Origin of the sequence: Streptomyces thermodiastaticus, from assembly GCF_014656135.1 — a bacterium.
GTDB lineage: Bacteria > Actinomycetota > Actinomycetes > Streptomycetales > Streptomycetaceae > Streptomyces > Streptomyces thermodiastaticus.
Map to the genome: position 1 here is coordinate 16,963 of NZ_BNBV01000013.1, position 22,722 is coordinate 39,684.

Here is a 22,722-nt window from a genome sequence, read left to right on the forward strand (position 1 = left end):
CACAGGCCCGACGGACCCGTACGAGGAGCAGATGCCACACCTCCGCGCAGCGGCCGTGCGCGCAGACCGCCGTGAGGGCGGGCGGCACGGCCGACCGGCCGCCCGCACCGCCCCGTCGCAGCCCCCGGCCCGCATACGGCCCCGGCTGCTGCCCCTGGCCGTGCTGCCGGCGACCGCGGTCGCACTCGGCGCCGGCGCCGCCGTGCTGTACACGCTGGACACCCTGCGCTCCACCGGCCAGCGCCCCCCAGCCGTGCTGTGGGCGGTGCTCGCCGGGGCCGCGGCGGTGACGCTCGCCGCCCTGCTGACCGGCGCTCTCGCCGCCCGCCGTGCCACCCGCTCCGTGCGCGAGCGGTTCGGCGCCCTGCGCGCGGACACGGCGCGCCGCGAGGCCGAACTGACGGCCCTGGTCGAGGCGTTGCGGCACGGCGAGGAGCCGCCCCGGACCCCGCGGCGCGGCGAGCCGTCCGCCCGCGCCGACGCCTTCGGGCTGCTCGCCGACGACCTCGCCCGCGCCCACGACGGCGCCGTCGCCGCCGTGGCCGAGGCCGGCCGGCTCTCCGGCCGGGCGGGCAGCGAACAGAAGCTGGAGGTCTTCGTCAACCTCGCCCGGCGCCTGCAGTCCCTGGTGCACCGCGAGATCTCCCTCCTCGACGAGCTGGAGAACGAGATCGAGGACCCCGAGCTGCTCAAGGGCCTCTTCCACGTCGATCACCTCGCCACCCGGATCCGCCGCCACGCGGAGAACCTCGCCGTGCTGGGCGGTGCCGTCTCCCGCCGCCAGTGGAGCAACCCCGTCCCCATGACCGAGGTGCTGCGCTCCGCCATCGCCGAGGTCGAGCAGTACTCCCGGGTCCGGCTCGTGCCCCCGGCCGACGGCCGGCTGCGCGGCCACGCCGTCGCCGACGTCATCCACCTGCTGGCCGAACTCGTCGAGAACGCCACGGTGTTCTCCGCCCCGCACACCGAGGTCCTGCTGCGGGCGAACCACGTCACCTCCGGGCTCGCCGTGGAGGTCGAGGACCGCGGCCTGGGCATGCCGGTCGCCGAACAGGTGCGGATGAACGAGCTGCTCGCCGACCCCGGCCAGGTCGACGTCGCCGGGCTGCTCGCGGACGGCCGGATCGGCCTGTACGTGGTGTCCCAGCTGGCCCGGCGGCACGGCATCACCGTGCGCCTGCAGACCAACATCTACGGCGGCGTGCAGGCCGTCCTCGTGCTGCCGCAGACACTGCTCGGCGCGGAACTGGACGTACCGGAGCCGTACGGGGCGGACGCGGAGACCGCCGCATCTCCTGCGGACGTCCCGCCGGCGGCGGCCGGGGACGGCCGGGCAGCCGGGGCCGCTCCGGACGCCGCGGCCGCCACCGGCCCCGGCGGGCGGTCCGGTGCGCCTGAGACGGCCGCCGGCACACCCGCCGCATCCGCCGGCGCTCCCGGTGCCCCCACGGCGCCCGTCGACGCTCCGGCCGCTTCCACGGCACCGTCGCCGTCCGGCGCCCCCGCGCCCCTGCCCCGGCGCGGCTCCGGCACCCGACGGCCCGCCCCGGCACGGGCGGTGCCCGGCCCCCGTCCCGGGGACCGGGCGGCCGCGGCCGCGCACGAAGGCGTCCTGCCCGCCCCGCGCGACGGCAGCGTGCCCGGCACTGAGGTGAAGCCCCCGCTGCCCCGGCGCCGCGCCCACCACCACCTGGTGCCGCAGCTGCGGAGCGGCCCGGCACCCCGCCGGCACGGCGACGACACACCCCTGCACGACCCCGGTCTGATGGCCGCGTTCCGGCGCGGCGTCGGACTCGCCGAGGCCCGGCAGCACCAGGACGGCCCGGGCACGGACCAGGGGCCGTACGCGCCCGGACCGGCGGACACGCCGGCCGGAAGCGGCCCTGCGACGCTCGTACCGGTGCCCGGCCACGGGCACGCCGCCGACGCCGCCACGGGAACACCGGGCGCGCCGGCGGGCGGCCTGCCCGCCCCGCCCACCGGTGCCGACGGCACCCGTGCCGGCACACCGCCTGCTGCGCCGGGCGTGCGCGGCGGTTCGCCGCACGCCCCCACCGACGGCGCCCTGGGCGCGCACGACACCACGCCCGGTGTGCACGCCCCCGGCGCGCCCGGAGCGTACGACCACGGCGCGGCCCGCGTACGCGACGGCGTGCCGGACACCGCGCCCGCCCCCGCCGGACCGGCCGGCCACGACGGGAGCACCCCGACCGGATGACCCGGCCGGACGACCACGGAACCGGAAACCCCGTACCCCAAGGAGTCGATGCAGCATGCCGACCGACGCGCCGACCAGCCGCGTTGCCGACCTCGACTGGCTGATGAGCGGCCTCGTGCAGCGTGTCCCGCACACCACCAGCGCGGTCCTGCTCTCCTGCGACGGGCTGGTGAAAGCCGTTCACGGGCTCGACCCCGACAGCGCCGACCACATGGCCGCCCTGGCCTCCGGTCTGTACTCCCTCGGCCGCAGCGCCGGTGTCCGCTTCGGGGACGGCGGCGACGTCCGGCAGGTCGTCGTCGAACTCGACTCGAACCTGCTGTTCGTCACCACCGCCGCATCCGGCACCTGCCTCGCCGTGCTCGCCGGACGCGAGGCCGACGCGGCGGTTCTGGGGTACGAGATGGCGATGCTCGTCAAGAGCGTGCGCCCCTACCTCGTGACCGCCCCCCGCCAGCAGACCGCCGAACCCCCGGTGCTGCGGCCTTGAGCGCGGCGGCGGCCGGCGACGCACCCTGGCTCGACGACGCGGCCGGACGACTGGTGCGCCCCTTCACGGTCAGCAACGGCCGTACCGAACCGAGCGTCGCCCTGGACCTGATGTCGCAGGTGATGACCACCGGCAGGACCCCCCTGGGCTACCTCGGCCCCGAGCACGGGCAGGCGCTCGACCTGTGCCGCGCCCCGGTGACGGTGGCCGAGGTGGCCGCTCACCTGAGGCTGCCCGTGGCGGTGACCAAGGTCCTGCTCGCCGACCTCCTCGACTGCGGGGCGCTGACCACCAAACCTCCCGTGTACGACCACCACCCCACCGACCGGGCTCTCCTGGAGGCAGTGCTCGATGGACTACGACGACAGCTCTGACCGCGCCGGCGGCCCCACCGGCCGCGGCGACCCCTTCCCGACCGCGCTGAAGATCCTGGTCGCGGGCGGGTTCGGCGTGGGCAAGACGACGTTCGTCGGCGCCGTCAGCGAGATCGCCCCGCTCAGCACCGAGGAGCTGCTGACCACCGTCAGCGAGGGCACGGACAGCCTCGACGGCGTCGACAGCAAGACCGAGACCACGGTCGCCATGGACTTCGGCCGCATCACCCTCGACACGCGGCACGTGCTCTACCTGTTCGGCACCCCCGGGCAGGAGCGGTTCTGGTTCCTGTGGGACGAGCTGTCCGAGGGCGCCCTCGGCGCGGTGGTCCTCGCCGACACCCGCCGCCTGGAGGACTGCTTCGCGGCCGTCGACTACTTCGAACAGCGCGGCCTGCCCTTCGTCGTCGCCCTCAACGAGTTCGACGGTGCCCACCGCTACGACCCCGAGGAGGTGCGGGACGCCCTCGACCTCGCCCCGGAGATCCCCGTGATCAACTGCGACGCGCGCCGGGCCGCCTCCGGCGTCCAGGCCCTGCTGACCCTCGTCCGGCACCTCATCGCCCACGCCCCCGAGCCCGCCGCCGCTTCCGGCCGCGGCGCCTGACGCTGTCCCCGATCCCCGACGGAGTCCCTCCATGTCCCACCCGAAGCGGCACCGCAGGCCGCTGCCCGTCCCCGGGCGGCACGGCACCGGAGCCCGGTCATGAGCTACGACCCGCCGCGCCCGGTCGGCCGGCTGCTGCTCACCCCGCAGGACCGGGAAGCCCCCGCCCGCGTCGAGCGGCTGCGCGGGCTCGGCCTGGGCGAGCGCCCCGAGCCCGCCCTCGACGCGTTCGCCGACCGGCTCGCCGCCCGCACCCGCGCCCCGTACGCGATGGTCAACTTCCCCGGTCCGCGTGAGCAGTTCTACGCCGGGCTGCACCGCCCGGAGCGGGACGTGCTCGACGTCGACACACCCGCCCCCGGTACCCCGGCCGAGGACCAGGACCCCTCGGGGCCCCGGCGCGAGCTGGGCCGGCGCCTCGCCCGCGACCACGGCTTCTGCCCCCATGTGGTGGCCCGGCGCAAGGCGCTGGTGCTGGAGGACGTCCGTGACTACCCGCGGTTCGCGGCCAACGCGATCGTCGACGCGTTCGGCATCCGCTCCTACCTCGGTGCCCCGCTCATCGACGGCACCGGGATGGTGCTGGGCACCGTGTGTGTCGTCGACGTCGCGCCGCGCCCCTGGGGCCGGGAAGGACTGGGAATCATCAAGGCCGCGGCTGCCGACCTGACCCGGCGGCTCGAACACTGGCCGGGCCCGTGAACGCACGGCGGCACACGGCGTGTCGCGGCGTGTGCGGCGGTGCGTGAAGCAAAGCTGTGCCCGTGTTTAAGAAAACCTCGATGGACCTGGGCTGCTCACGTGCGGCAGATTGCTGTGCGATTCCACTCCTCACCCCGGACACGGGTCCCTTCGGCATGCCCGGACACCGTGCCGGGGCCGAACCACAGGAGCCGTAGCGTTGAAGGCGCTGGTCAAGCAGAAGGCGGAGCCCGGGCTGTGGCTGGCCGACGTGCCCGAGCCCACCATCGGACCCGGTGACGTCCTCATCAAGGTCCTGCGGACCGGTATCTGCGGCACCGACCTGCACATCCGGGCCTGGGACGGCTGGGCCCAGCAGGCGATCCGCACCCCGCTGGTGGTCGGGCACGAGTTCGTCGGCGAGGTCGTCGAGGTCGGCCGGGACGTCACCGACGTCACAACCGGCGACCTGGTCAGCGGCGAGGGGCACCTGGTGTGCGGCAAGTGCCGCAACTGCCTGGCCGGGCGCCGCCACCTGTGCCGGGCCACCGTCGGTCTCGGTGTGGGCCGCGACGGCGCGTTCGCCGAATACCTGTCGCTGCCCGCCGGCAACGTCTGGGTGCACCGCGTCCCCGTCGACCTCGACATCGCCGCGATCTTCGACCCGTTCGGCAACGCCGTGCACACCGCGCTGTCCTTCCCGCTGGTCGGCGAGGACGTCCTGATCACCGGCGCCGGGCCGATCGGCCTGATGGCGGCGGCCGTCGCCCGGCACGCGGGCGCCCGCCACGTCGTCATCACCGACGTCAGCGAGGAACGCCTGGAGCTGGCACGCAAGATCGGCGTCAGCCTCGCCCTGAACGTCGCCGGGTCCACCATCGCCGACGGCCAGCGCGAGCTGGGGCTGCGGGAGGGCTTCGACATCGGCCTGGAGATGTCCGGCCGGCCCGAGGCCCTGCGCGACATGATCGCGAACATGACGCACGGCGGCCGGATCGCCATGCTCGGCCTGCCCTCCGAGGAGTTCCCGGTCGACTGGGCCCGCATCGTCACCTCGATGATCACCCTCAAGGGCATCTACGGCCGCGAGATGTTCGAGACCTGGTACGCGATGTCCGTGCTGCTGGAGGGCGGCCTGGACCTCGCCCCGGTGATCACCGGCCGGTACGCGTACCGCGACTTCGAGGCGGCGTTCGCGGACGCCGCGAGCGGCAAGGGCGGCAAGGTCATCCTCGACTGGACCGCCTGACCCGGATCTCCTCCCGCCAGCACCCGCCAGCCCTCAAGGAGCCAAGCGATGTTCGACTCCGTGCGCGACGACCTGCGCGCCACCCTCGACGAGATCCGCGCCGCCGGCCTGCACAAGCCCGAGCGCGTCATCGGCACCCCGCAGTCCGCGACCGTCAACGTGACCTCGGGCGGCCGCCCCGGCGAGGTCCTCAACTTCTGCGCCAACAACTACCTGGGCCTGGCCGACCACCCCGAGGTCATCGCCGCCGCCCACGAGGCCCTGGACCGCTGGGGCTACGGCATGGCCTCCGTGCGCTTCATCTGCGGCACCCAGGAGGTGCACAAGGAGCTGGAGGCGCGGCTGTCGGCGTTCCTCGGCCAGGAGGACACGATCCTGTACTCCTCCTGCTTCGACGCCAACGGCGGCGTGTTCGAGACGCTGCTCGACGACCGGGACGCGGTCATCTCCGACGCCCTCAACCACGCCTCCATCATCGACGGCATCCGCCTGTCCAAGGCCCGCCGCTACCGCTACGCCAACCGCGACCTCGCGGACCTGGAGGCGAAGCTGAAGGAGGCCTGTGACGCCCGGCGCCGGCTGATCGTCACCGACGGCGTGTTCTCCATGGACGGCTATGTCGCACCGCTGCGCGAGATCTGCGACCTCGCCGACCGCTACGACGCGATGGTCATGGTCGACGACTCGCACGCCGTCGGGTTCGTCGGCCCGGGCGGGCGCGGCACCCCCGAGCTGCACGGCGTCATGGACCGCGTCGACATCGTCACCGGCACCCTCGGCAAGGCGCTCGGCGGTGCCTCCGGCGGCTACGTCGCCGCCCGCGCCGAGATCGTCGCCCTGCTGCGCCAGCGCTCCCGCCCCTACCTGTTCTCCAACACCCTCGCCCCGGTGATCGCCGCCGCCTCCCTGCGGGTGCTCGACCTGCTGGAATCGGCCGGCGACCTGCGGGAGAAGCTCGCCGCCAACACCGCCCTGTTCCGCCGCCGCATGACCGAGGAGGGCTTCGACATCCTCCCCGGCGACCACCCCATCACCCCGGTGATGATCGGTGACGCGGCCCGGGCCGGCCGCATGGCCGAGCTGCTGCTGGAGCGCGGCGTGTACGTGATCGGCTTCTCCTACCCGGTGGTGCCGCAGGGCCAGGCCCGCATCCGCGTGCAGCTGTCGGCCGCGCACTCCACGGACGACGTCAACCGCGCGGTGGACGCCTTCGTCGCCGCCCGCGCCGCCCTGGAGGCCTGACCGAAAACCATCGCCCGCCCGGGAGCACGCGTCCGGCCGCGCTCCCGGACGGGCGTCGGAGCGGGAGTCCGACCAGCACCGACGCCCTGTGATAATGGGGGAATGATCGAAGCGCGGCGGCTGCACATCCTCCGTGCGGTGGCCGATCACCGTACGGTCACCGCAGCGGCCGCCGCGCTCTACCTCACCCCGTCCGCCGTCTCCCAGCAGCTGGCGGCCCTGGAGCAGGAGACCGGCCACCGCCTGTTCGAACGCAGCGCCAAGGGCGTACGGCTCACCCCGGCCGGGGAGATCCTGCTCAACCACACCAACGCCGTCCTGGCCCAACTGGAGCGGGCCGAGGCCGAACTGGCGGCCTACGGCGCGGGACAGGCCGGCATGGTGACGGTGGCCGCGTTCGCCACCGGCATCGCCGAGGTCGTCGCGCCCGCGGTGGGCCGCCTGGCCCGCACGGCACCGGGCATCCGCATCCGCGTCCAGGACGCCGAGGGCGACGCCAGCCTGCCGATGGTGCTCGACCGGCAGGTCGACGTCGCGGTGGCCGTCGAGTACCGGGGCGCGCCGCCCGCCGACGACCCCCGCCTGACCCACGTCCCGCTGTACGCCGAGCCCTTCGACGCCGTGGTGCCGGTCACCCACCGCATGGCGGGCGCCGCCGAGATGCCGCTCGCCGAACTGGCCAAGGACCCCTGGATCGGCCCCTACCCCGGCAACCCCTGCCACGACGTGGTCGTCCTGGCCTGCGAGATCGCCGGCTTCCAGCCACGCCTGGAGCATTCCTCGGACGACTTCCGTGCGGTGGTGGCCCTTGCCGCCGCCGACGCCGGCGTGGCGCTGGTGCCGCGCTCCGCGCTGCGCGGCATGGACCTCGCGGGCGTGGTCGTGCGCCCCGTCGACGGAGTGGCGCCTACGCGCCGGGTCTTCGCTGCGGTGCGCCGGGGCGCCGAGGAGCACCCGCTGATCAAGCCCGTGCTGGAGGCGCTGGGGGAGGCGGCCCCGGCGACGTAGCCCGGGGACGCAGCCCGGGGACGCAGCCCGGGGACGCAGGAGGGCGGCGCGTCCTCCTTTGCCGGCTCCCGCCGCCGCACACCCCGTCCCGGCTGCCCGGACCCGCAAGCATGCTCGCACCCCACAGCCGCAGCGTGCCCGCCGGCACGCCCGCCGGCCGCGAGCCTGTCGGCCGTATGCCTGCTTGCCGCCCGCCGCACCCGGCCCCGGCACCTTCCCGGGCACGGCGGTCCGTGCACGCCAGGGGGCGTTGTCAGCGGGCCGTGGCATGATCCGATGACGTGGACGCAGCCGGCGTGCGGCCGTATCCGGCCGCTCCGCGCAGGCGGACAGCGGGGGATCGGTCCGACAGGGGTCCGACAGGGGAGGGGGCGAGGGGATGGCCGACAGGCCGGCACCGGGACCGCACGGCGGCACGTTCGCGAGCGGGCCCGGCAGGGGAAGCGGAACCACCGGCCGCGGCACCCCCGTGCATGCCGAGGACGCCACCGGATCCCACGTCACGGACGCCGCCGAGCCGGACGGGGCCGGCGGCCGGGACGGCCGCCGAAGCGGCGCAGGAGCCACCGGGCGCACCGAGACGGCGGACACGGCGCGGCCCGCGTCCCTGTGGTCGCGTGATGTCGCCCTGTTCCTCGCGGCCCGCGCGGTCGCCCGGCTCGGCGACACCATGCTGCCCGTCGCGCTCGCCGCGGGCCTGCTGCAGCACGGCTATGGCGCGGGAGCGGTCGGCCTCGCCATGGCGTCCGCGGCCGCCGCCTTCGCCGGGCTCGTCGTCTTCGGCGGGGTCGTCGCCGACCGCTTCTCCACCCGCACACTGATGATCGGCGCCGACCTGGTCCGGCTGGGCACCCAGTCCGTGGCCGCGGTGCTGTTCTTCTCCGGGCACGTGGTGCTGTGGCAGATCTGCGCGATCGGCTTCACCAACGGCGTGGCGAGCGCGGTGTTCCAGCCCGGCGTCGCCAGCACGGTGCCCCGGCTCGCCGCCGACGTCCAGGCGGCCAACGGGGCGATACGCATCGCGGAGTCCTCGGCCCAGCTCGCGGGACCCGCCGTCGCCGGTCTGCTCGTCGGGCTCGTCTCGCCCGGCGGGGTCTTCGCGGCCCACGCCGCCACCTACGGGTTCAGCGCGCTGTGCCTGCTGCTGCTCCGGCTTCCCCCGGCGCGGCCCGGCAGCTCCCCGGCCGAGCCGGGCACCGGCACCTTCCGGGCGGATCTCGCCGAGGGATGGCGGGAGTTCCGGTCGCGGACCTGGCTGTGGGCCGTCATCGCCGTGTGGTGTCTGTACATGGTCGCCGCGTGGGGGCCCACCGTCCCGCTGGTGGCCACGGAGGTGGTCCGGCAGCACGGCCCGCGCGCCTACGGACTGGTCAACTCCGCGCTCGGCGCCGGAACCGTCGTCGGCGGCTTCCTCGCCCTCCGGCTGCGGCCCCGCCGGATGCTCCGGGCCGGCGCGCTCGCCCTGTTCGCCTTCGTCTGCTTCCCGGCCACCGTCGGTGCCGGCACCGGCGTCCGGGCGATGGCCGCGGGCGCCGCCGTCGCCGGGGCGGGGCAGGCCTTCTGGGGCGTGATGTGGGCGACCAGCGTGCAGACCCAGGTCCCGCCGGACGTCCTCAACCGCATCCACGCCTACGACGTGGCGGGCTCCCTGGCCATGATGCCCGTCGGCCAGGCCCTCGCCGGACCCTCCGCGGCGCTGCTCGGCACGGACCGCACGCTGCTGGTGGCCGCGGCGATCAGCCTGGTGGTGCCGGCCGCGCTGCTGTCGGTGCCCGCGATACGCGGCCTGGTGCGGGCGGACGCACCGGACCGGCCGCGCTCAGGCCCCGGCGGCGCCCTGCTGGAAGAAGCCTGAGATCCGCTGCCGCAGCGACGCGGCGTCCAGGCCGTGCGCGGCGGTGTGCTGCTCCACGGTCCCGTACCGCCTCAGCTCCGCGCGGCCCACCCCGAGACCGAGCACCCGGTGCGGCACATGGGCCAGCGCGTCACTCGCCGCCGCCGTCGACGTGCCGGCCAGGTACGGCTCGACCAGGACGACGTCGGTCCCGCCCGTCCGGGTGGCCCGGCGCAGCGCCTCGCCGTCGAAGGGCCGTACCGTCGTCGCGTACAGCACGGTGGCGTCGAGGCCCTCGGTGGCCTCGAGCACCGCGTCGAGCAGGGGACCGACGGCGACCACGACCCCGCCGCGGCCCTCGCGCACGGTCAGGAAGCGCTCCCCGTCCACCTGCCGCGCCTGGGCGTTGGACTGCACGGACAGCCGCACGTACACCGTGTCGTCGCCCGCGGCCACCGCGTGCCGCAGCAGGGTCTCGGCCTCGTCCGGGTGCCCCGGCACATGCACGGTCCAGCCGTCCAGGGTGTCCAGCAGCGCCACGTCCCCCGGCGCCATGTGGGTGTAGCCGCCCGCCGGCCAGTCGTAGGAGGCGGCGGCGCTCACCAGCACCGCGCCCGCGCCCTGATGCCCGAAGTCGAGTTTGACCTGCTCGAAGGGGCGCTCGACGAGGAAACTGGCGAAGGTGTGCACCACGGGCCGCAGCCCTGTCAGCGCCATTCCCGCGGCGGCGCCGACCAGCAGCTGTTCCCGGATGCCGACGTTGATCACCCGGTCGGGGTACCGGCGCAGGGCCTCTGCGAAGCCGTCCTTGCCGATCTCGGCGAGGACGACCGCGACCCGCGGATCCTCCTGAAGCAGCCGGGTGACGACCGGGGCGAGGCGGTCACGCATGGTGTCCATCAGCAGCACTCTTTCCGTTGTGAGCGGGCTTTCCGCCGTGAGCGGGAGAACGGGGGGAGAAGCGGCGGGTGCTCAGGCGTCCTTCGGTTCGACCCGGGCCACCACCACGTGCGGCCGGCCCGGATGCGCGGCGGTGAAGGCGGCGTACAGCTTCTCGTGGTCACGGCCGTCGACGGTCACCGCCGACCAGCCGGCCGCCTCGAAGCGGGCCGCGATGCCGCCGGGGCGGGCATGGACGGCGGAGGCGTTGTCGACCACGACGGTGTGCAGCCGCTCCAGCCCGGCGGGCCCGGCGAACGCGATCGCCTCGTGGTTGCTGCCCTCGTCCAGCTCGGCGTCGCCGATCAGCACCCACACCCGGGGCCGGTGCAGCCCCTGGGCGCGCAGCCCGAGCGCGGTGCCCACGGCGATGGGCAGCCCGTGCCCCAGGGAACCGCTGCTGATCTCGACGCCCGGGATCAGCGTGCGGTCGGGATGGTGACCGAGCGGCGAGTCGTAGGAGCCGAAGCCCGGCAGCCAGTCGACCGGCAGGAAACCCTTCGCGGCGAGCACCGCGTAGTACGCCATCGGCCCGTGCCCCTTGGACAGCAGGAACCGGTCCCGCTCCGGGGCGTCCGGCCGCCCGGGATCGACCCGCAGCACCCGGTCGTAGAGCACCCAGAGCACGTCCAGGGTGGAGGTGGCGGCCGGGCCGTGCTTCTCGTCGCCGGTCATCAGGCCCATCAGCCGGGGCAGGTCGGCGTACCCGTAGGCACGCCCCAGTGCGTCGGTGGTCGTCATGCCGACGACTCTGCGACCTCAAGCGGACTTGAGGTCAACTGCGCCACGGCCCCGCACACCGGGCGGGGGAGGCAAGGTGCGCGAGCACCGAAGAGAGTGCGGTATGGTTTTCCTGCGCGTGGGGGCCGGAAACTCCAGTTCACACGGGCAACGGGACGTGGCGCAGCTTGGTAGCGCACTTGACTGGGGGTCAAGGGGTCGCAGGTTCAAATCCTGTCGTCCCGACTGGAGACAGTCGCAGGTCAGGGCCGGTTCCGGAGGTGTCCGGAACCGGCCCTCGGCCATGTCCGGAGCCGGTCGCTCGATCCTGCGGCCCGATGTTCGGCTGCTTCGCCCGGCGGACCCGGGACACCCGCACCCGCACCGAAGGGCGCCCCCTCCCTTGACCTGGCCATGACACCACTGCATCCTTCCGGCATCCGGCCGATGCCTGCCGAGCGGTGGAACCGGCCATGGCGGCCGTACCCCGGAGTGCCCGCATGAGACGACCTGTCACTGTGCGCCGAGACCGCCGAGCCGTTCGCTGCCCGCAGGCCGGGCGTCGGACGGTCCGGCGCCGCGGCGGCGGGTACCGGCGAGGTGCCCCGACTGCCGCCTTTGGCCAGGAGCCGCCGCCCGGCTGTCGCAGCGCTGCCGGACCGCACGCGGACACCGCGCCGTGCTGCCGTCCCCGCACCGGCCCCGACGTGCCGCAGGCGGCGGTCACCCCGTGCGCCGGCGGCCCGCTGCCTGGCCGGCGGCCCCGTGCCGGGCCGCGCCCGTCCGACGGCCGGGCCGGGCGGCCGCGAGACCGCCGGCCCGGGTGACCGATGCGGGCCGCCGCCCGGCAGCGGAGAAGGGGACCCCGCCGCGATCGCCCCCAGCACAGGCACCCGGCGCTGCCCGCCCGGCATGACGATGCGGCTCTCGCCCGGCCGCCCCGGCGCCGCCGTCGCGCACGCCGTCCGACCGGCCACCTCCGTGCCGCACCAGGGCGCCACCCGGTGCGGCCGGTGTCGCAGGGAAAGGCTGCTTCATGATCCTGGCCAGCTATCAGCAGGACTACAGTCCGGTGGCCGACTCGCTCGGGCTGTCGTCCGCCGTCGCGATCCTTCCGCTGCTCACCCTGTTCGTGCTGCTCGGCGTGGTGCGCATGAAAGCGTGGCTCGCCTCGCTGATCGCCTTCGCCGTCGCCGTGGTGGTCGCGGTCGCCGCGTACGGGATGCCGGTCGGCGACGCGCTCGACAGCGGGCTGCTGGGCGCCGCGTTCGGTTTCTTCCCGATCATGTGGATCGTCATCAACGCGATCTGGGTCTACAACCTCACCGTCGCCACCGGGCACTTCGACGTGCTGCGCCGGTCGTTCGCCTCGATCAGCGACGACCAGCGGGTGCAGGCCATCATCATCGCCTTCTGCTTCGGTGCGCTCATGGAGGCGCTGGCCGGTTTCGGCACTCCCGTCGCGATGAGTTCGGTCATGCTGATCGCCCTGGGCTTCAGGCCGCTCAAGGCCGCCGCCGTCGCGCTGGTCGCCAACACCGCGCCCGTGGCGTTCGGCGCCATCGCGGTGCCGATCACCACCCTCGCGGGCGTCACCGGCCTGTCCGTGGAGGACCTCGGCGCGATGGTCGGCCGCCAGACGCCCGTCCTGGCACTCTTCGTGCCGCTGGCCCTGGTGTTCATCGTCGACGGCCGCAGGGGCCTGCGGCAGACCTGGCCGCCGGCCCTGGTGTGCGGGGTGTCCTTCGCCGTCTTCCAGTACCTGTCCTCGAACTTCTGGTCGGTGCCGCTCGCCGACATCGTCGCCGCGCTCGCCTCCGCGCTGGCGGTCCTGGCGTTCACCCGGGTCTGGCACGCCGCGGAGCCGTACCAGGAGGACGACGCGGACGACGCCCGGCCCGGCGGTGCCGGAGCAGCCCGCCGGCCGGGGGCATCCGGCCGCACAGGATCCGCGGACGCGGAGGAACCAGCCCCCGCACACGCCGTCGCCGCCCGCACGGCGCGCGACACACCGCTGGACGTCTTCCGTGCGTACGCGCCCTACCTGGCCATCATCGTGGTCTTCGTGCTGGCCACCCGGGTCCCGGCGATCACCGGAAAGGCCCCGGCCGAGCCCGGCGAGAGCGGCACCGGCCTGGAGGCGGTCACGCAGATCGTCACCTGGCCGGGACTGCACATCTCCGCCGCCGACGGCGACCCGGTGGCCACCACCTTCAAGCTCAACTACCTCTCGGCGGCCGGCACCCTGCTGCTGGTGGCCGGGGTGATCAGCACGGTCCTGCTCGGGATCGGTCCGCGCCGGGCCCTGCGCGCCTACGGACACACCCTGAACCAGCTGAAGTTCACGGTGCTCACCGTGATGCTGGTGCTGGGTCTCGGCTACCTCATGAACGAGTCCGGTCAGACCACCACGCTGGGCCTGTGGGTGGCCGGCGCCGGAGGAGCCTTCGCCTTCCTCTCGCCGATCCTCGGCTGGCTGGGGGTCGCCGTCACCGGATCCGACACCTCGTCCAACTCGCTCTTCGGCGCCCTGCAGATCACCGCCGCCCATCAGGCAGGCCTGTCACCCACCCTGATGGCCGCGGCCAACTCCTCCGGTGGCGTGCTCGGCAAGATGATCTCCCCGCAGAACCTCGCCATCGCCGCGGCCGCCGTCGGCTACGAGGGCCGCGAGGGGTTCCTGTTCCGCCGGGTCATCGTGTGGAGCGTGGTCTTCATGCTCTTCATGTGCGCACTGGTGTACCTGCAGAGCACCCCGGTCCTTGACTGGATGGTCGTGGACACCCCGGCCGGTACCCGCTGACCCAGGGGCCGCGACCGGCGTGACACGACCCGCGCCCCGGGGCCGCGCCCCGCGCCTGCGCCGGAGCACGGTCCCGGCCGCCCCGCCCTCAGTACACGTGCCCCACATGCGCCAGCGCCTGCTTCAGCAGCACCCCGTGCCCGCCGGGCATCTCGCTCTGCACCGCCGGGGAGAGCGCCTCCTGCGGGCTGAACCAGACCAGGTCCAGAGCGTCCTGGCGGGGCCGGCAGTCGCCCGCGACCGGGACGATGTAGGCGAGCGACACGGCGTGCTGGCGCGGGTCGTGGAACGGGGTGATCCCGGCCGTCGGGAAGTACTCGGCGACGGTGAAGGGCTGCAGCGAGGCGGGCACCCGGGGCAGCGCGACGGGCCCGAGGTCCTTCTCCAGGTGACGCAGCAGGGCGTCGCGGACCCGCTCGTGGTGCAGCACCCGGCCGGAGACCAGGGTCCGGCTGACCGTACCGTCCGGCCCGATGCGCAGCAGCAGACCGATGCTGGTCACTTCGCCGTTGTCGTCGACACGCACCGGCACGGCCTCGACGTAGAGGATCGGCATGCGGGCGCGTGCCGCCTCCAGCTCGTCGACGGTCAGCCAGCCGGGTGTGGTCTCGGTCATGTCAGACATCGCTTGATCATACTTTCAGGGTCGGGCGTCGGGGGAGGTCTCCCGACGAGATCGTCACCGGGCGCCGGTGCGGTCGCCGGGGTCGTCCGGGGCGGGCAGTCGGTACACCCGCAGGGCGTTGTCACGGCCCGTCCACCGGGCGATCCGCAGCGCGTCCGGCAGGCTCAGTTCGCCGGCGTCCACCCGCTGCTGCAGCAGACCGGCCAGGCCCCGGCGGAAGGCGACCGCGCCCAGATGGTGGAACTCGGCCAGCCCGAACGCGTCGGAGCTGTACAGCAGCTTGCGGAACGGGGTGATCTCCAGGGCCTCGGCGAGGACGGCGCCGGCGCGGGCCGGACCGACGTGGTGCAGGGCCAGCCCGACGTCGAGGTACACCTGCTCGAAGACGGCCGCGAGATACGCGGCCTGCCGCTGGTGGGGCCAGCAGTGCAGCAGCATCACCGGGACCGTGCCGGCCGTCAGGCGCAGCCAGTCGGTCAGCAGGGCGGGGTCAGCGCGGTGCAGGTGCAGGTCGCTGTCGCCGAACCCGGTGTGCAACTGCAGCGGCAGGCCCACCTCGACGGCCGTCCACAGCAGATGCCGGACCAGCACCGGATCGGCCAGACGACGGCCGTCGCCCTGGCCGGGCCCGGCGAGCCAGGCGGCCGCCGCCCGGGTCACCTCCTCCTCGGCCGGGCGCGCCGGGTCCAGGGCGAAGCCGGTGCGGTAGGCGGCCACGGACTTCACCGCGACCACACCGGGGCGGGCCACGGCCTGCCGCACGGCGGCCTCCACCGCGGCGGCGTACTCGTCCGGCTCCACGCCCCGCGCCGCGACGGCCTCGGCGACGCTCTCCAGCCGGACCACCTCGTACGCAGCCGGCCGCACACCCGGCCGGGCGGCCAGCTCGGCCAGCTCGGCCGGGCCGGTCAGCCGCTCGGCCGCGTAGCCGGTGTCCACGCAGAAGGCCGAGACGCCGGCGGCGGCCAGCAGACGCCGGCTCGCCTTCGGCCCGCCCAGCTCCGCGCGCCGCGCCAGATACTCCTCGGGCGGAGCGTGCCGGGGCAGGCCCAGGACCGGGGCGCAGTGGCGGCGCACGGCCACCCCGGCCGGGGTGTCGAACAGCGAGATCCCGCTGCCCGGCCATGCCGCGCCCTCGGTGAGCAGGGACTCGAACCCCTGCCGGTCCAGGCCAAAGGTGACGATCCCGTGGCAGTGGTGGTCCACCAGGTCGAGCGTGTCGAGCGCTTCCCGGACCGGCCCGGTGTCATCGCCCATCAGTACCTCCAGCGGTAGGCGGCCGCCACCTGGGCGTCGTCCAGTCCGCAGGAGGCCGCGATCTCCCCTTCGCGCACGGCGGTCACCGCATCGGCCAGCACCGGGCCGAGCGCGTCGCGCAGCACCCCGTCCGCGCGGAACGCGGTCACCGACTCGGCCAGGCTCGCCGGCAGGCGCCTCACGCCCCGGGCTTCGGCCACGGCCGGGTCGAGGTGCGCCGGGTCGCCGGTGGTCTCCTCCGGCAGCGGGGCCGCGGACTCCACGCCGTCCAGGCCCGCGGCGATGACGCAGCCCAGCGCCAGGTACGGGTTGGCGGCCAGGTCGACCGGTTTGACCTCCAGGTTGGCGGCGCGTTCCCGCTCGCCCAGGGTTCCGGTGACCACCCGCAGCGCCGCCTCCCGGGTCTCGCGGCCCCACGCGGTGAACACGCCCGCCCAGCGGGACGGCCGCATCCGCAGCCGGCTCGCCGGACTCGGCGCGGTGACCGCCGTCAGGGCGGGCAGGTGGGCCAGCACCCCGGCGGTGAAGGACTCGGCCTCGGCGGTCATCCCGTACCGGCCGGTGCCGCCGGAGTGCAGGTTGGTGCCGTCACGCCAGGCCGACAGATGCAGATGACCGCCGTTGCCGACCGAGTCGGCGACGACGGCCGGGGCGAAGGAGACCCGCAGGCCGTGCCGCCGGGCCACGGCCCGCACGGTCTGCCGCACCAGCACGCTCCGGTCGGCCGCCGCCAGCGGATCGAGGGCGCCGACGGAGATCTCGAACTGCCCGGGCGCGTATTCCGGGTGGATCTGGTCGACGTCCACGCCCTGCGCGGCGCAGGCCGCCAGCAGATCGGCGGTGCAGTCGCTCAGCTCCACCTGCCGGACGGCACCGTAGGCCGGGCCCGCGACCGCCGGCTCGAAGGAGCCGTCCGGGGTGTCCCGGCCGACCGCCCACTCGATCTCGACGGCCGCCTTGAAGACGATGCGGTGGCGCCGCTCGGCGCCGGTGACGACACGGCGCAGGAAGGTGCGGGTGCATCCGGGGTGCGGCTCGCCGTCCTGCGTGATCCGGTCCACCGGCGCCCAGGCCCAGCCGGGCTGTCCGGCCAGCACGGTCAGCTCGTCGAGATCCGGGTAGAGCCTCAGGTCGCCGTCGGGGGAGCCGAGCACGTCGGTGGTGACGACCGAGTCGTCGGAGAGGAAGGTGTCGAACACGGGGGACATGCCCACGCCCCAGGCCACCGCCGCGGTCAGTCTCGCCACGGGGATGGTCTTGACCCGGCCGATCCCGGCGGTGTCGACATAGGACAGCACGATCCCGTGCACGCCGTGCTCGGCCAGCTCGGCGGCGAGCGCACCGGCCCGCTCCACCTCGCCGGGACGGCCACCGGGCACGGGATCCATGAGGGTCGCCATAGGTCTCTCCTGCTGATCGGACGGGCCGCCGCCCGCGGGCGGGCTCGGGACCCGGGCCGGCGCGCCGCCCCGATCAGGGTCGCACGGCCGGTCAGGGTTTCACAGCCACCGCGCCGAACTGCGGCACCGCGGCGGGCGTGCCCGCGTCGGGACGCCACTGCGAACACGGCACCAGACCGGGCTCGACCAGGTCCAGGCCGTCGAGGAACGACGCGATCTCCGCGCGCGGCCGGGCGGTGATCGGGGGCACGGCGTGCTCGTTCCAGAAGGCCATGGCCGCGACATTGCCCTCGCCGCCGACGTCGGCGTCGGACGTCGGGTGGGTCAGCGTCAGGAAGCTGCCCGAGGGCACCGCGGCCATGATCCGGCGCACGATGTCCCGGGCCGTGCCGGTGTCCAGCACGAAGTTCAGGATGCCCAGCATCATCACGGCCACCGGACGGCCGAAGTCCAGTGTCGCCGCGGCACGTTCGACGATGCGTTCCGGGTCGTGCACATCGGCGTCGACGTAGGCGGTGGCGCCCTGCGGCGTGCCGGTCAGCAGGGCGCGGGCGTGGGCGAGGACGATCGGGTCGTTGTCGACGTACACGATCCGTGCCTCGGGCGCGATCCGCTGGGCCGTCTCATGTGTGTTGCCGGCGGTGGGCAGCCCGGTGCCGATGTCGAGGAACTGCCGCACCCCGTGCTCACCGGCCAGGTGGCGCACCGCCCGCCCGAGGAACGCGCGGTCGGCCCGGGCCACCTCGCGGATCACCGGGAACATTCCGGCGACCTGGTCACCGACCTGCCGGTCGACGTCGTAGTTGTCCTTGCCGCCCAGCCAGTGGTTCCACACGCGCGCGTTGTGCGCCACACCGGTGTCGATCTTCGGCGGGGTGTCCGACGGGGCGTGGCTGTCGCGCACGGCTGCACTCCTGGTCTGTCGGGGTCATGGGCGTCTGCCCGGTACTCCGGTGGCCTTCCCGGTACTCCGGTGACCATTGTGCCGCGCGGTGATCACTCTGTGCTAAGAATCGGCGATCCGGCACCGCCGCAGGCGCGCACGGGGACCAAGGGCGCGTTTGCCCGGGGCGGGTGCGCCGTGTCCGGCTCGAAGGCCGGTGCCGGGCCGCCCACGGTCCGGCACCGCACCGTCCACCGGGTGAGGTGCGGCGCCTGCGCGGCAGCACGCACCGCGTCGGCCTGTACTGCGACCAGAACCACTGGCTGCACCGTGACACCACGAGCAACGCGGGCGACGCCCTGTGGATCGCGGACTACGTCACCGCCGGCAAGCCGCGCATCAAGGCTGCGTGGCTGTGCCACCAGTACACCGACCGGCCCCTCGGCACGAACGTCGCCCAGTTCGCGGACCGCGCCGCGCTGCGCGCGTGGGCGAGCAAGGGCGGCACACCGGCCACGCCAACGGTGGACCTGTCCAACGTCGTCGCCGCGGCCCGCACCGATCCGGGCGCCGCGCAGGGACACCAGACCCACCCCGCGGACGTCCGGATCGTCGAGGCCGCACTGAAGGCCGAGGGACTGCTGTCCGCGAAGTACGCTTCGGACGGCTCGTTCGGCTCGACGACCGTGGCCGCGTACGCCGCTCTGGCGCGCCCTCGAACAACTCGCCGGCCGGATCGGCTGGACGCCGCTGCGCACCCTCGCCGGGCTCCTGCTCGGCTGGGCCAAGCCGCCGCAGTACGAGCAGCCCACCGCTGTCCCGGTCAAGGTGAAGCTGGACGTGGACACTGCCGGGCTCGCCCGCGACGTCGCCGCCGTCGTGCAGCGCAGCGGAGGGAGGCTGCAGCGACGGATGAGCGCCGTCTGCTGATCCCGCTGCGCGCGCTGATCCGCATCGCGGGCAACGACCGCATCGCCATCGGCGATCCGCCGCAGCCCGTACCCGGCTGCCGGGAGTGCGCGGACCTGGTCCGGCAGCGGGCCGAGGCCCAGGCCGCAAAGGACTGCTCAAGGGCGACCGACTGCAATGTGCGGCTGCGCCGCCACGCCTGGCACGGGTGCACCTGACCCCGTGATCTCCCGCCACGGCCCGGACGGCGATTCGGGCCGCGACGGGCAGCGGCGGCCGCCTCCGCCCCCCCGTCTGAGGCGGCCGCTCCATGCCGCCCCGCCGTCTGCGCTCCCATGCAGGCGGCGGGGCTTCACCATATGTGGGGGGTCGTGGGTGGATGTTCCACGAGGTCGCAGGGCGTTCAGCGTTCCGGGATTCTTCCGGTGGGCGGTCGGATTCCGGGTTCCTTCCGTACGATCACGCGCCCTCACGAGATCTCATGAAATACGTTGTGACGCCTGTTTGTGCAGGTCACACTCTGTACAGGCCTCTGACCTGGTCATGTCTGCTCCGCGGCGAACATCCAGCGCTGCTTCTCCAGCTCCGCTGTGATCGTGATCAGCAGGTCCTGGGTGACCGGGTCCGGCTTCTCGGTGGCCTCGATGCGCTCGCGCAGCCGTGCTATGGCGGAGTCCAGGGCGTCCACCATGACCTGGACGACGTCCGTGTCGCGCACCCAGCCGTCCTTCGGGCCGGGCAGGATGAACCGTGAGGCGATCGTCTCCGGGCGGCCGTCGGGAGGCAGGCCGAGCGCGGCGGAGCGTTCCGCGACCGTGTCGGCGAAGGAGCGGGCCGCCGACACCAGCTCGTCGAGCTGCAGGTGGATGGAGCGGAACCGCGGTCCGACGATGTTCCAGTGCGCCTGCTTGCCGATCAGCGACAGCCCCAGAAGCTCCACCAGGGTGTTCTGCAACGCGTCTCCGGTGACGTGGAGCGCCGAGTCGGGAATCGTGCTCTTCACGACAGACATACGGTGGTTCTCCTTCTGCGGTCGTCCGGGGCCGTGGGAACACCCGTCCGGGCGCCTTCGCACACCGGCCCCGTGCAGGCGCGGGTGCCCCGGCCTCGGCACCGCAAACAACGCGCACATGCCCGCCGGACGACGTGCACAGGCCGGCCGGACGACGCACGACCAGGCTCGCCGGCCCGCGCGCCGGCCGCGGAACAAACCCCGTCCGGGTGTGCGTGCGCTCCCGGACGTAGCGGCCGGCACCACCGGTGTGGCGCCGGAACCACCGGTGCGTCAGCGTGGCACGACCCGGTCCAGGAACGCCGTCAGGTCGGCGAACACCTCGTCCCGGTTGGTCTCCGCGAACACCTCGTGGCGGGCGCCCGGGTAGATCCGCACGGTCAGGTCACCGCCCTGGCCGCCGGTGAGCCGTTCGACACCGGTCCGGCTGCCGGGCAGCGGCACCAGCCGGTCGTCGTCGCCGTGCAGCCACAGCACGGGCAGCGCCCCCACGTCCCCGCCCTCGGTGACGGTCCGCAGGGTCCGCGCGAACGCCTCCACCGTCGGCCGCTTCATCGGGCCGTGCCACACCAGCGGGTCCGCCGCGTAGGCCGCGCCCACCTCCGGGTCGCGGGACAGCGCCGCCGGGCTGATCGGCGTGTCGGGTATCTCCGGCAGGGCGAGCAGCCGGCCCGGCAGCTCCCACTCCCCGATGACCGGTCCGGACAGCACCAGCGCGGTCAGCTCGGACCCGTACCGCTGGGCGTAGCGGGCCGAGATCAGCCCGCCCATGGAGTGCCCGATCACGACGAGCGGAAGCCCGGGGTGCGCGGCGCGGGCGAGATCCGCCACCGCGTGCACGTCGCTCACCACGTCCTCGAAGTCCTCGACGACCACCCGTTCGCCCGCCGAGCGGCCGTGGCCCATGTGGTCCGGCGCGTACACGGCGGCACCGTGCGCCCCGAGCACGCCGGCCGTCTGCGCGTACCGCCCGGCGTGCTCGCCGTAGCCGTGCACCAGCAGCGCGATGTACCGGGGCTCGTCGTGCGGCCACTCGTGGACGCAGAGGGCGCCCCGGGTGCCGGTCAGGGTGTGTTCGCGGGTCTCGGCCATTTCCACCTCCGGCGTCGGCATGGCTCGGCACGGGGATCTTCCCAGGGGAGCGGTCCGCGGTCTATAGTCCAAAACTAGCAGTGGTAGTTAACGTCGGTGCCGGCCTCGCGCGGGCCTTTCCCGGAGGAGTCTCGTCGTGCGTCCCGTCCACTTCGCGGCCGCCCGCCGCACCCCCATCGGCAAGCTGCGCGGAGCCCTGTCCGGCGTGCGCCCCGACGACCTGGCCGCGGCCGTTCTCCGCGCCCTGGTCGCCGACGTGCCCGCGCTGGACCCCGCCCGCATCGACGACGTGTACTGGGGCGCCGCCAACCAGGCCGGCGAGGACAACCGCAACGTCGCCCGGATGGCCGCCCTGCTCGCCGGTCTGCCCGAGACCGTGCCCGGCGCCACCGTGAACCGGCTGTGCGCCTCCGGCCTGGAGGCCGTCACCGCCGCCGCCCGCACCATCGCCGCCGGCGAGGCGGACATCGTCCTCGCGGGCGGATCGGAGTCGATGAGCCGCGCACCGTTCGTCCTGCCCCGCCCCGACGAAGCCCTGCCGCGCGGCATGCAGACCTACGACACCCGGCTCGGCTGGCGCCTGGTCAACCCGGCCATGGAGGAGCTGCACGGCCTGCTGTCCATGGGCGAGACCGCCGAGGAGGTCGCCGCCCGGTACGGCATCCCGCGCGAACGCCAGGACGCGTTCGCGCTGCGCAGCCACCGCCGGGCCGCCCGGGCCGCCGAGGACGGCCTCTTCGACGCCGAACTGCTGCCCGTGAAACGGCCCGACGGCGTGGTCGTCGACCGCGACGAGTGCATCCGCGAGGACACCTCCCTCGACAAACTCGCCCGCCTCAAGCCGGTCTTCCGGGTCGGCGGCACGGTCACCGCGGGCAACGCCTCGCCGATGAACGACGGCGCCGCCGGCCTCCTCCTGGTCAGCGAGGACGCCCTGCACGAGCTGGGACTTCAGTCCCTGGGCCGCTATGTCGCCGGTGCGTCCGCGGGCGTCCACCCCGACGTGATGGGCATCGGGCCGGTCCCCGCGACCCGCAAGGCGCTCGCCCGCGCCGGCTGGAGCATCGACGACATCGAGGAGGCCGAGCTCAACGAGGCCTTCGCCGCCCAGACGCTCGCCTGCGTCGACCAGCTCGGCCTCGACGAGGACCTGGTCAACCCCACCGGCGGCGCCATCGCCCTCGGTCACCCGCTCGGCTGCTCCGGCGCCCGCATCCTCACCACGCTGCTGCACCGCATGCGCCGCACCGGCGCGGCCCGCGGCCTGGCCACCATGTGCGTGGGCGTCGGGCAGGGCAGCACCGTCCTGGTCGAACGGGCCTGACACCGCACGGGCCGCCGCCCGGGCGAGCGGCCCGCAGCGCAGACCTGCCGGCACC

At 74.4% G+C, this 22,722-nt stretch carries 19 protein-coding genes, 1 tRNA gene and 1 pseudogene; 13 read left to right on the forward strand and 8 right to left on the reverse strand.

What is annotated here, in order from left to right; translation table 11 throughout:
• The first annotated feature begins 31 nt into the window (after positions 1-31).
• The 9 genes from IE286_RS14030 (at position 32) to IE286_RS14070 (ending at position 9,724) form a co-directional block, all read left to right on the forward strand.
• Positions 32-2,218 carry a sensor histidine kinase gene (locus IE286_RS14030; protein WP_189797028.1) on the forward strand — a complete coding sequence of 729 codons (2,187 nt, stop codon included), beginning with the start codon at positions 32-34 and terminating at the stop codon, positions 2,216-2,218.
• 55 nt (positions 2,219-2,273) lie between these two features.
• Positions 2,274-2,708, forward strand: coding sequence for a roadblock/LC7 domain-containing protein (locus IE286_RS14035; protein WP_189797029.1), 435 nt, complete (start codon positions 2,274-2,276; stop codon positions 2,706-2,708).
• Positions 2,705-3,082 (forward strand): DUF742 domain-containing protein, encoded by a 378-nt coding sequence (locus IE286_RS14040; RefSeq protein ID WP_189797030.1) that lies wholly within the window; start codon positions 2,705-2,707, stop codon positions 3,080-3,082. The genes IE286_RS14035 and IE286_RS14040 overlap by 4 nt, the downstream gene beginning before the upstream one ends.
• Entirely contained in the window at positions 3,060-3,689 is a 630-nt protein-coding gene (locus IE286_RS14045) for a GTP-binding protein (protein WP_189797031.1), read from the forward strand. The genes IE286_RS14040 and IE286_RS14045 overlap by 23 nt, the downstream gene beginning before the upstream one ends.
• Before the next feature lie 99 nt (positions 3,690-3,788).
• Positions 3,789-4,391: a GAF domain-containing protein gene (locus tag IE286_RS14050; protein ID WP_189797032.1), complete on the forward strand. Its 603-nt coding sequence runs from the start codon at positions 3,789-3,791 to the stop codon at positions 4,389-4,391.
• Between the two features lie 199 nt (positions 4,392-4,590).
• Positions 4,591-5,619 carry an L-threonine 3-dehydrogenase gene (gene tdh, locus IE286_RS14055; RefSeq protein ID WP_189797033.1) on the forward strand — a complete coding sequence of 343 codons (1,029 nt, stop codon included), beginning with the start codon at positions 4,591-4,593 and terminating at the stop codon, positions 5,617-5,619.
• A gap of 48 nt (positions 5,620-5,667) precedes the next feature.
• Positions 5,668-6,861: a glycine C-acetyltransferase gene (locus IE286_RS14060; RefSeq protein WP_189797034.1), complete on the forward strand. Its 1,194-nt coding sequence runs from the start codon at positions 5,668-5,670 to the stop codon at positions 6,859-6,861.
• Between the two features lie 102 nt (positions 6,862-6,963).
• Entirely contained in the window at positions 6,964-7,869 is a 906-nt protein-coding gene (locus IE286_RS14065) for a LysR family transcriptional regulator (protein WP_189797035.1), read from the forward strand.
• Between the two features lie 379 nt (positions 7,870-8,248).
• Positions 8,249-9,724 (forward strand): MFS transporter, encoded by a 1,476-nt coding sequence (locus tag IE286_RS14070; RefSeq protein WP_229862696.1) that lies wholly within the window; start codon positions 8,249-8,251, stop codon positions 9,722-9,724.
• Here the strand turns inward: IE286_RS14070 and IE286_RS14075 are convergent.
• On the reverse strand, positions 9,689-10,603 hold the full coding sequence (locus IE286_RS14075) for a transketolase family protein (protein ID WP_189797036.1): 915 nt from the start codon (positions 10,601-10,603) through the stop codon (positions 9,689-9,691). The genes IE286_RS14070 and IE286_RS14075 overlap by 36 nt on opposite strands.
• 72 nt (positions 10,604-10,675) lie before the next feature.
• Positions 10,676-11,383: a thiamine pyrophosphate-binding protein gene (locus IE286_RS14080; protein WP_189797037.1), complete on the reverse strand. Its 708-nt coding sequence runs from the start codon at positions 11,381-11,383 to the stop codon at positions 10,676-10,678.
• Positions 11,384-11,534: 151 nt separating this feature from the next.
• On the opposite strand from IE286_RS14080, the gene IE286_RS14085 reads away from it, so the two are divergent.
• Together IE286_RS14085 and IE286_RS14090 are read left to right on the forward strand one after the other, a co-directional pair.
• Positions 11,535-11,608: transfer RNA gene (locus tag IE286_RS14085), tRNA-Pro, on the forward strand.
• A 790-nt stretch (positions 11,609-12,398) separates the two neighbouring features.
• Positions 12,399-14,165 (forward strand): L-lactate permease, encoded by a 1,767-nt coding sequence (locus IE286_RS14090; RefSeq protein WP_189797038.1) that lies wholly within the window; start codon positions 12,399-12,401, stop codon positions 14,163-14,165.
• Positions 14,166-14,253: 88 nt separating this feature from the next.
• Here the strand turns inward: IE286_RS14090 and IE286_RS14095 are convergent, their stop codons facing one another.
• The 4 genes from IE286_RS14095 to IE286_RS14110 form a co-directional block, all read right to left on the reverse strand.
• Complete coding sequence (locus IE286_RS14095) at positions 14,254-14,781, reverse strand: NUDIX hydrolase family protein (protein ID WP_189797132.1); 528 nt, start codon at positions 14,779-14,781, stop codon at positions 14,254-14,256.
• Positions 14,782-14,844: 63 nt separating this feature from the next.
• Positions 14,845-16,047, reverse strand: coding sequence for an amidohydrolase family protein (locus IE286_RS14100; protein WP_189797039.1), 1,203 nt, complete (start codon positions 16,045-16,047; stop codon positions 14,845-14,847).
• A complete protein-coding gene (locus tag IE286_RS14105) occupies positions 16,047-17,447 on the reverse strand; it encodes a glutamine synthetase family protein (protein WP_189797040.1) in 1,401 nt (466 codons plus the stop codon). Before IE286_RS14105 ends, IE286_RS14100 begins: the two co-directional genes overlap by 1 nt.
• 91 nt (positions 17,448-17,538) lie before the next feature.
• On the reverse strand, positions 17,539-18,351 hold the full coding sequence (locus tag IE286_RS14110) for an SAM-dependent methyltransferase (protein ID WP_189797041.1): 813 nt from the start codon (positions 18,349-18,351) through the stop codon (positions 17,539-17,541).
• Between the two features lie 239 nt (positions 18,352-18,590).
• On the opposite strand from IE286_RS14110, the pseudogene IE286_RS14115 reads away from it, so the two are divergent.
• A pseudogene (locus IE286_RS14115) lies at positions 18,591-18,827 on the forward strand (GH25 family lysozyme); the annotation flags it as partial.
• A 953-nt stretch (positions 18,828-19,780) separates the two neighbouring features.
• Here the strand turns inward: IE286_RS14115 and IE286_RS14125 are convergent.
• Together IE286_RS14125 and IE286_RS14130 are read right to left on the reverse strand one after the other, a co-directional pair.
• Positions 19,781-20,251 carry a Dps family protein gene (locus tag IE286_RS14125; protein ID WP_189797042.1) on the reverse strand — a complete coding sequence of 157 codons (471 nt, stop codon included), beginning with the start codon at positions 20,249-20,251 and terminating at the stop codon, positions 19,781-19,783.
• 273 nt (positions 20,252-20,524) lie between these two features.
• Complete coding sequence (locus IE286_RS14130) at positions 20,525-21,343, reverse strand: alpha/beta hydrolase (RefSeq protein WP_189797043.1); 819 nt, start codon at positions 21,341-21,343, stop codon at positions 20,525-20,527.
• A gap of 136 nt (positions 21,344-21,479) precedes the next feature.
• Between IE286_RS14130 and IE286_RS14135 the strand changes: the two genes are divergently transcribed.
• Positions 21,480-22,667, forward strand: a complete 1,188-nt coding sequence (locus IE286_RS14135; protein ID WP_189797044.1) for a thiolase family protein — start codon at positions 21,480-21,482, stop codon at positions 22,665-22,667.
• The last annotated feature ends 55 nt before the right edge of the window (positions 22,668-22,722 follow it).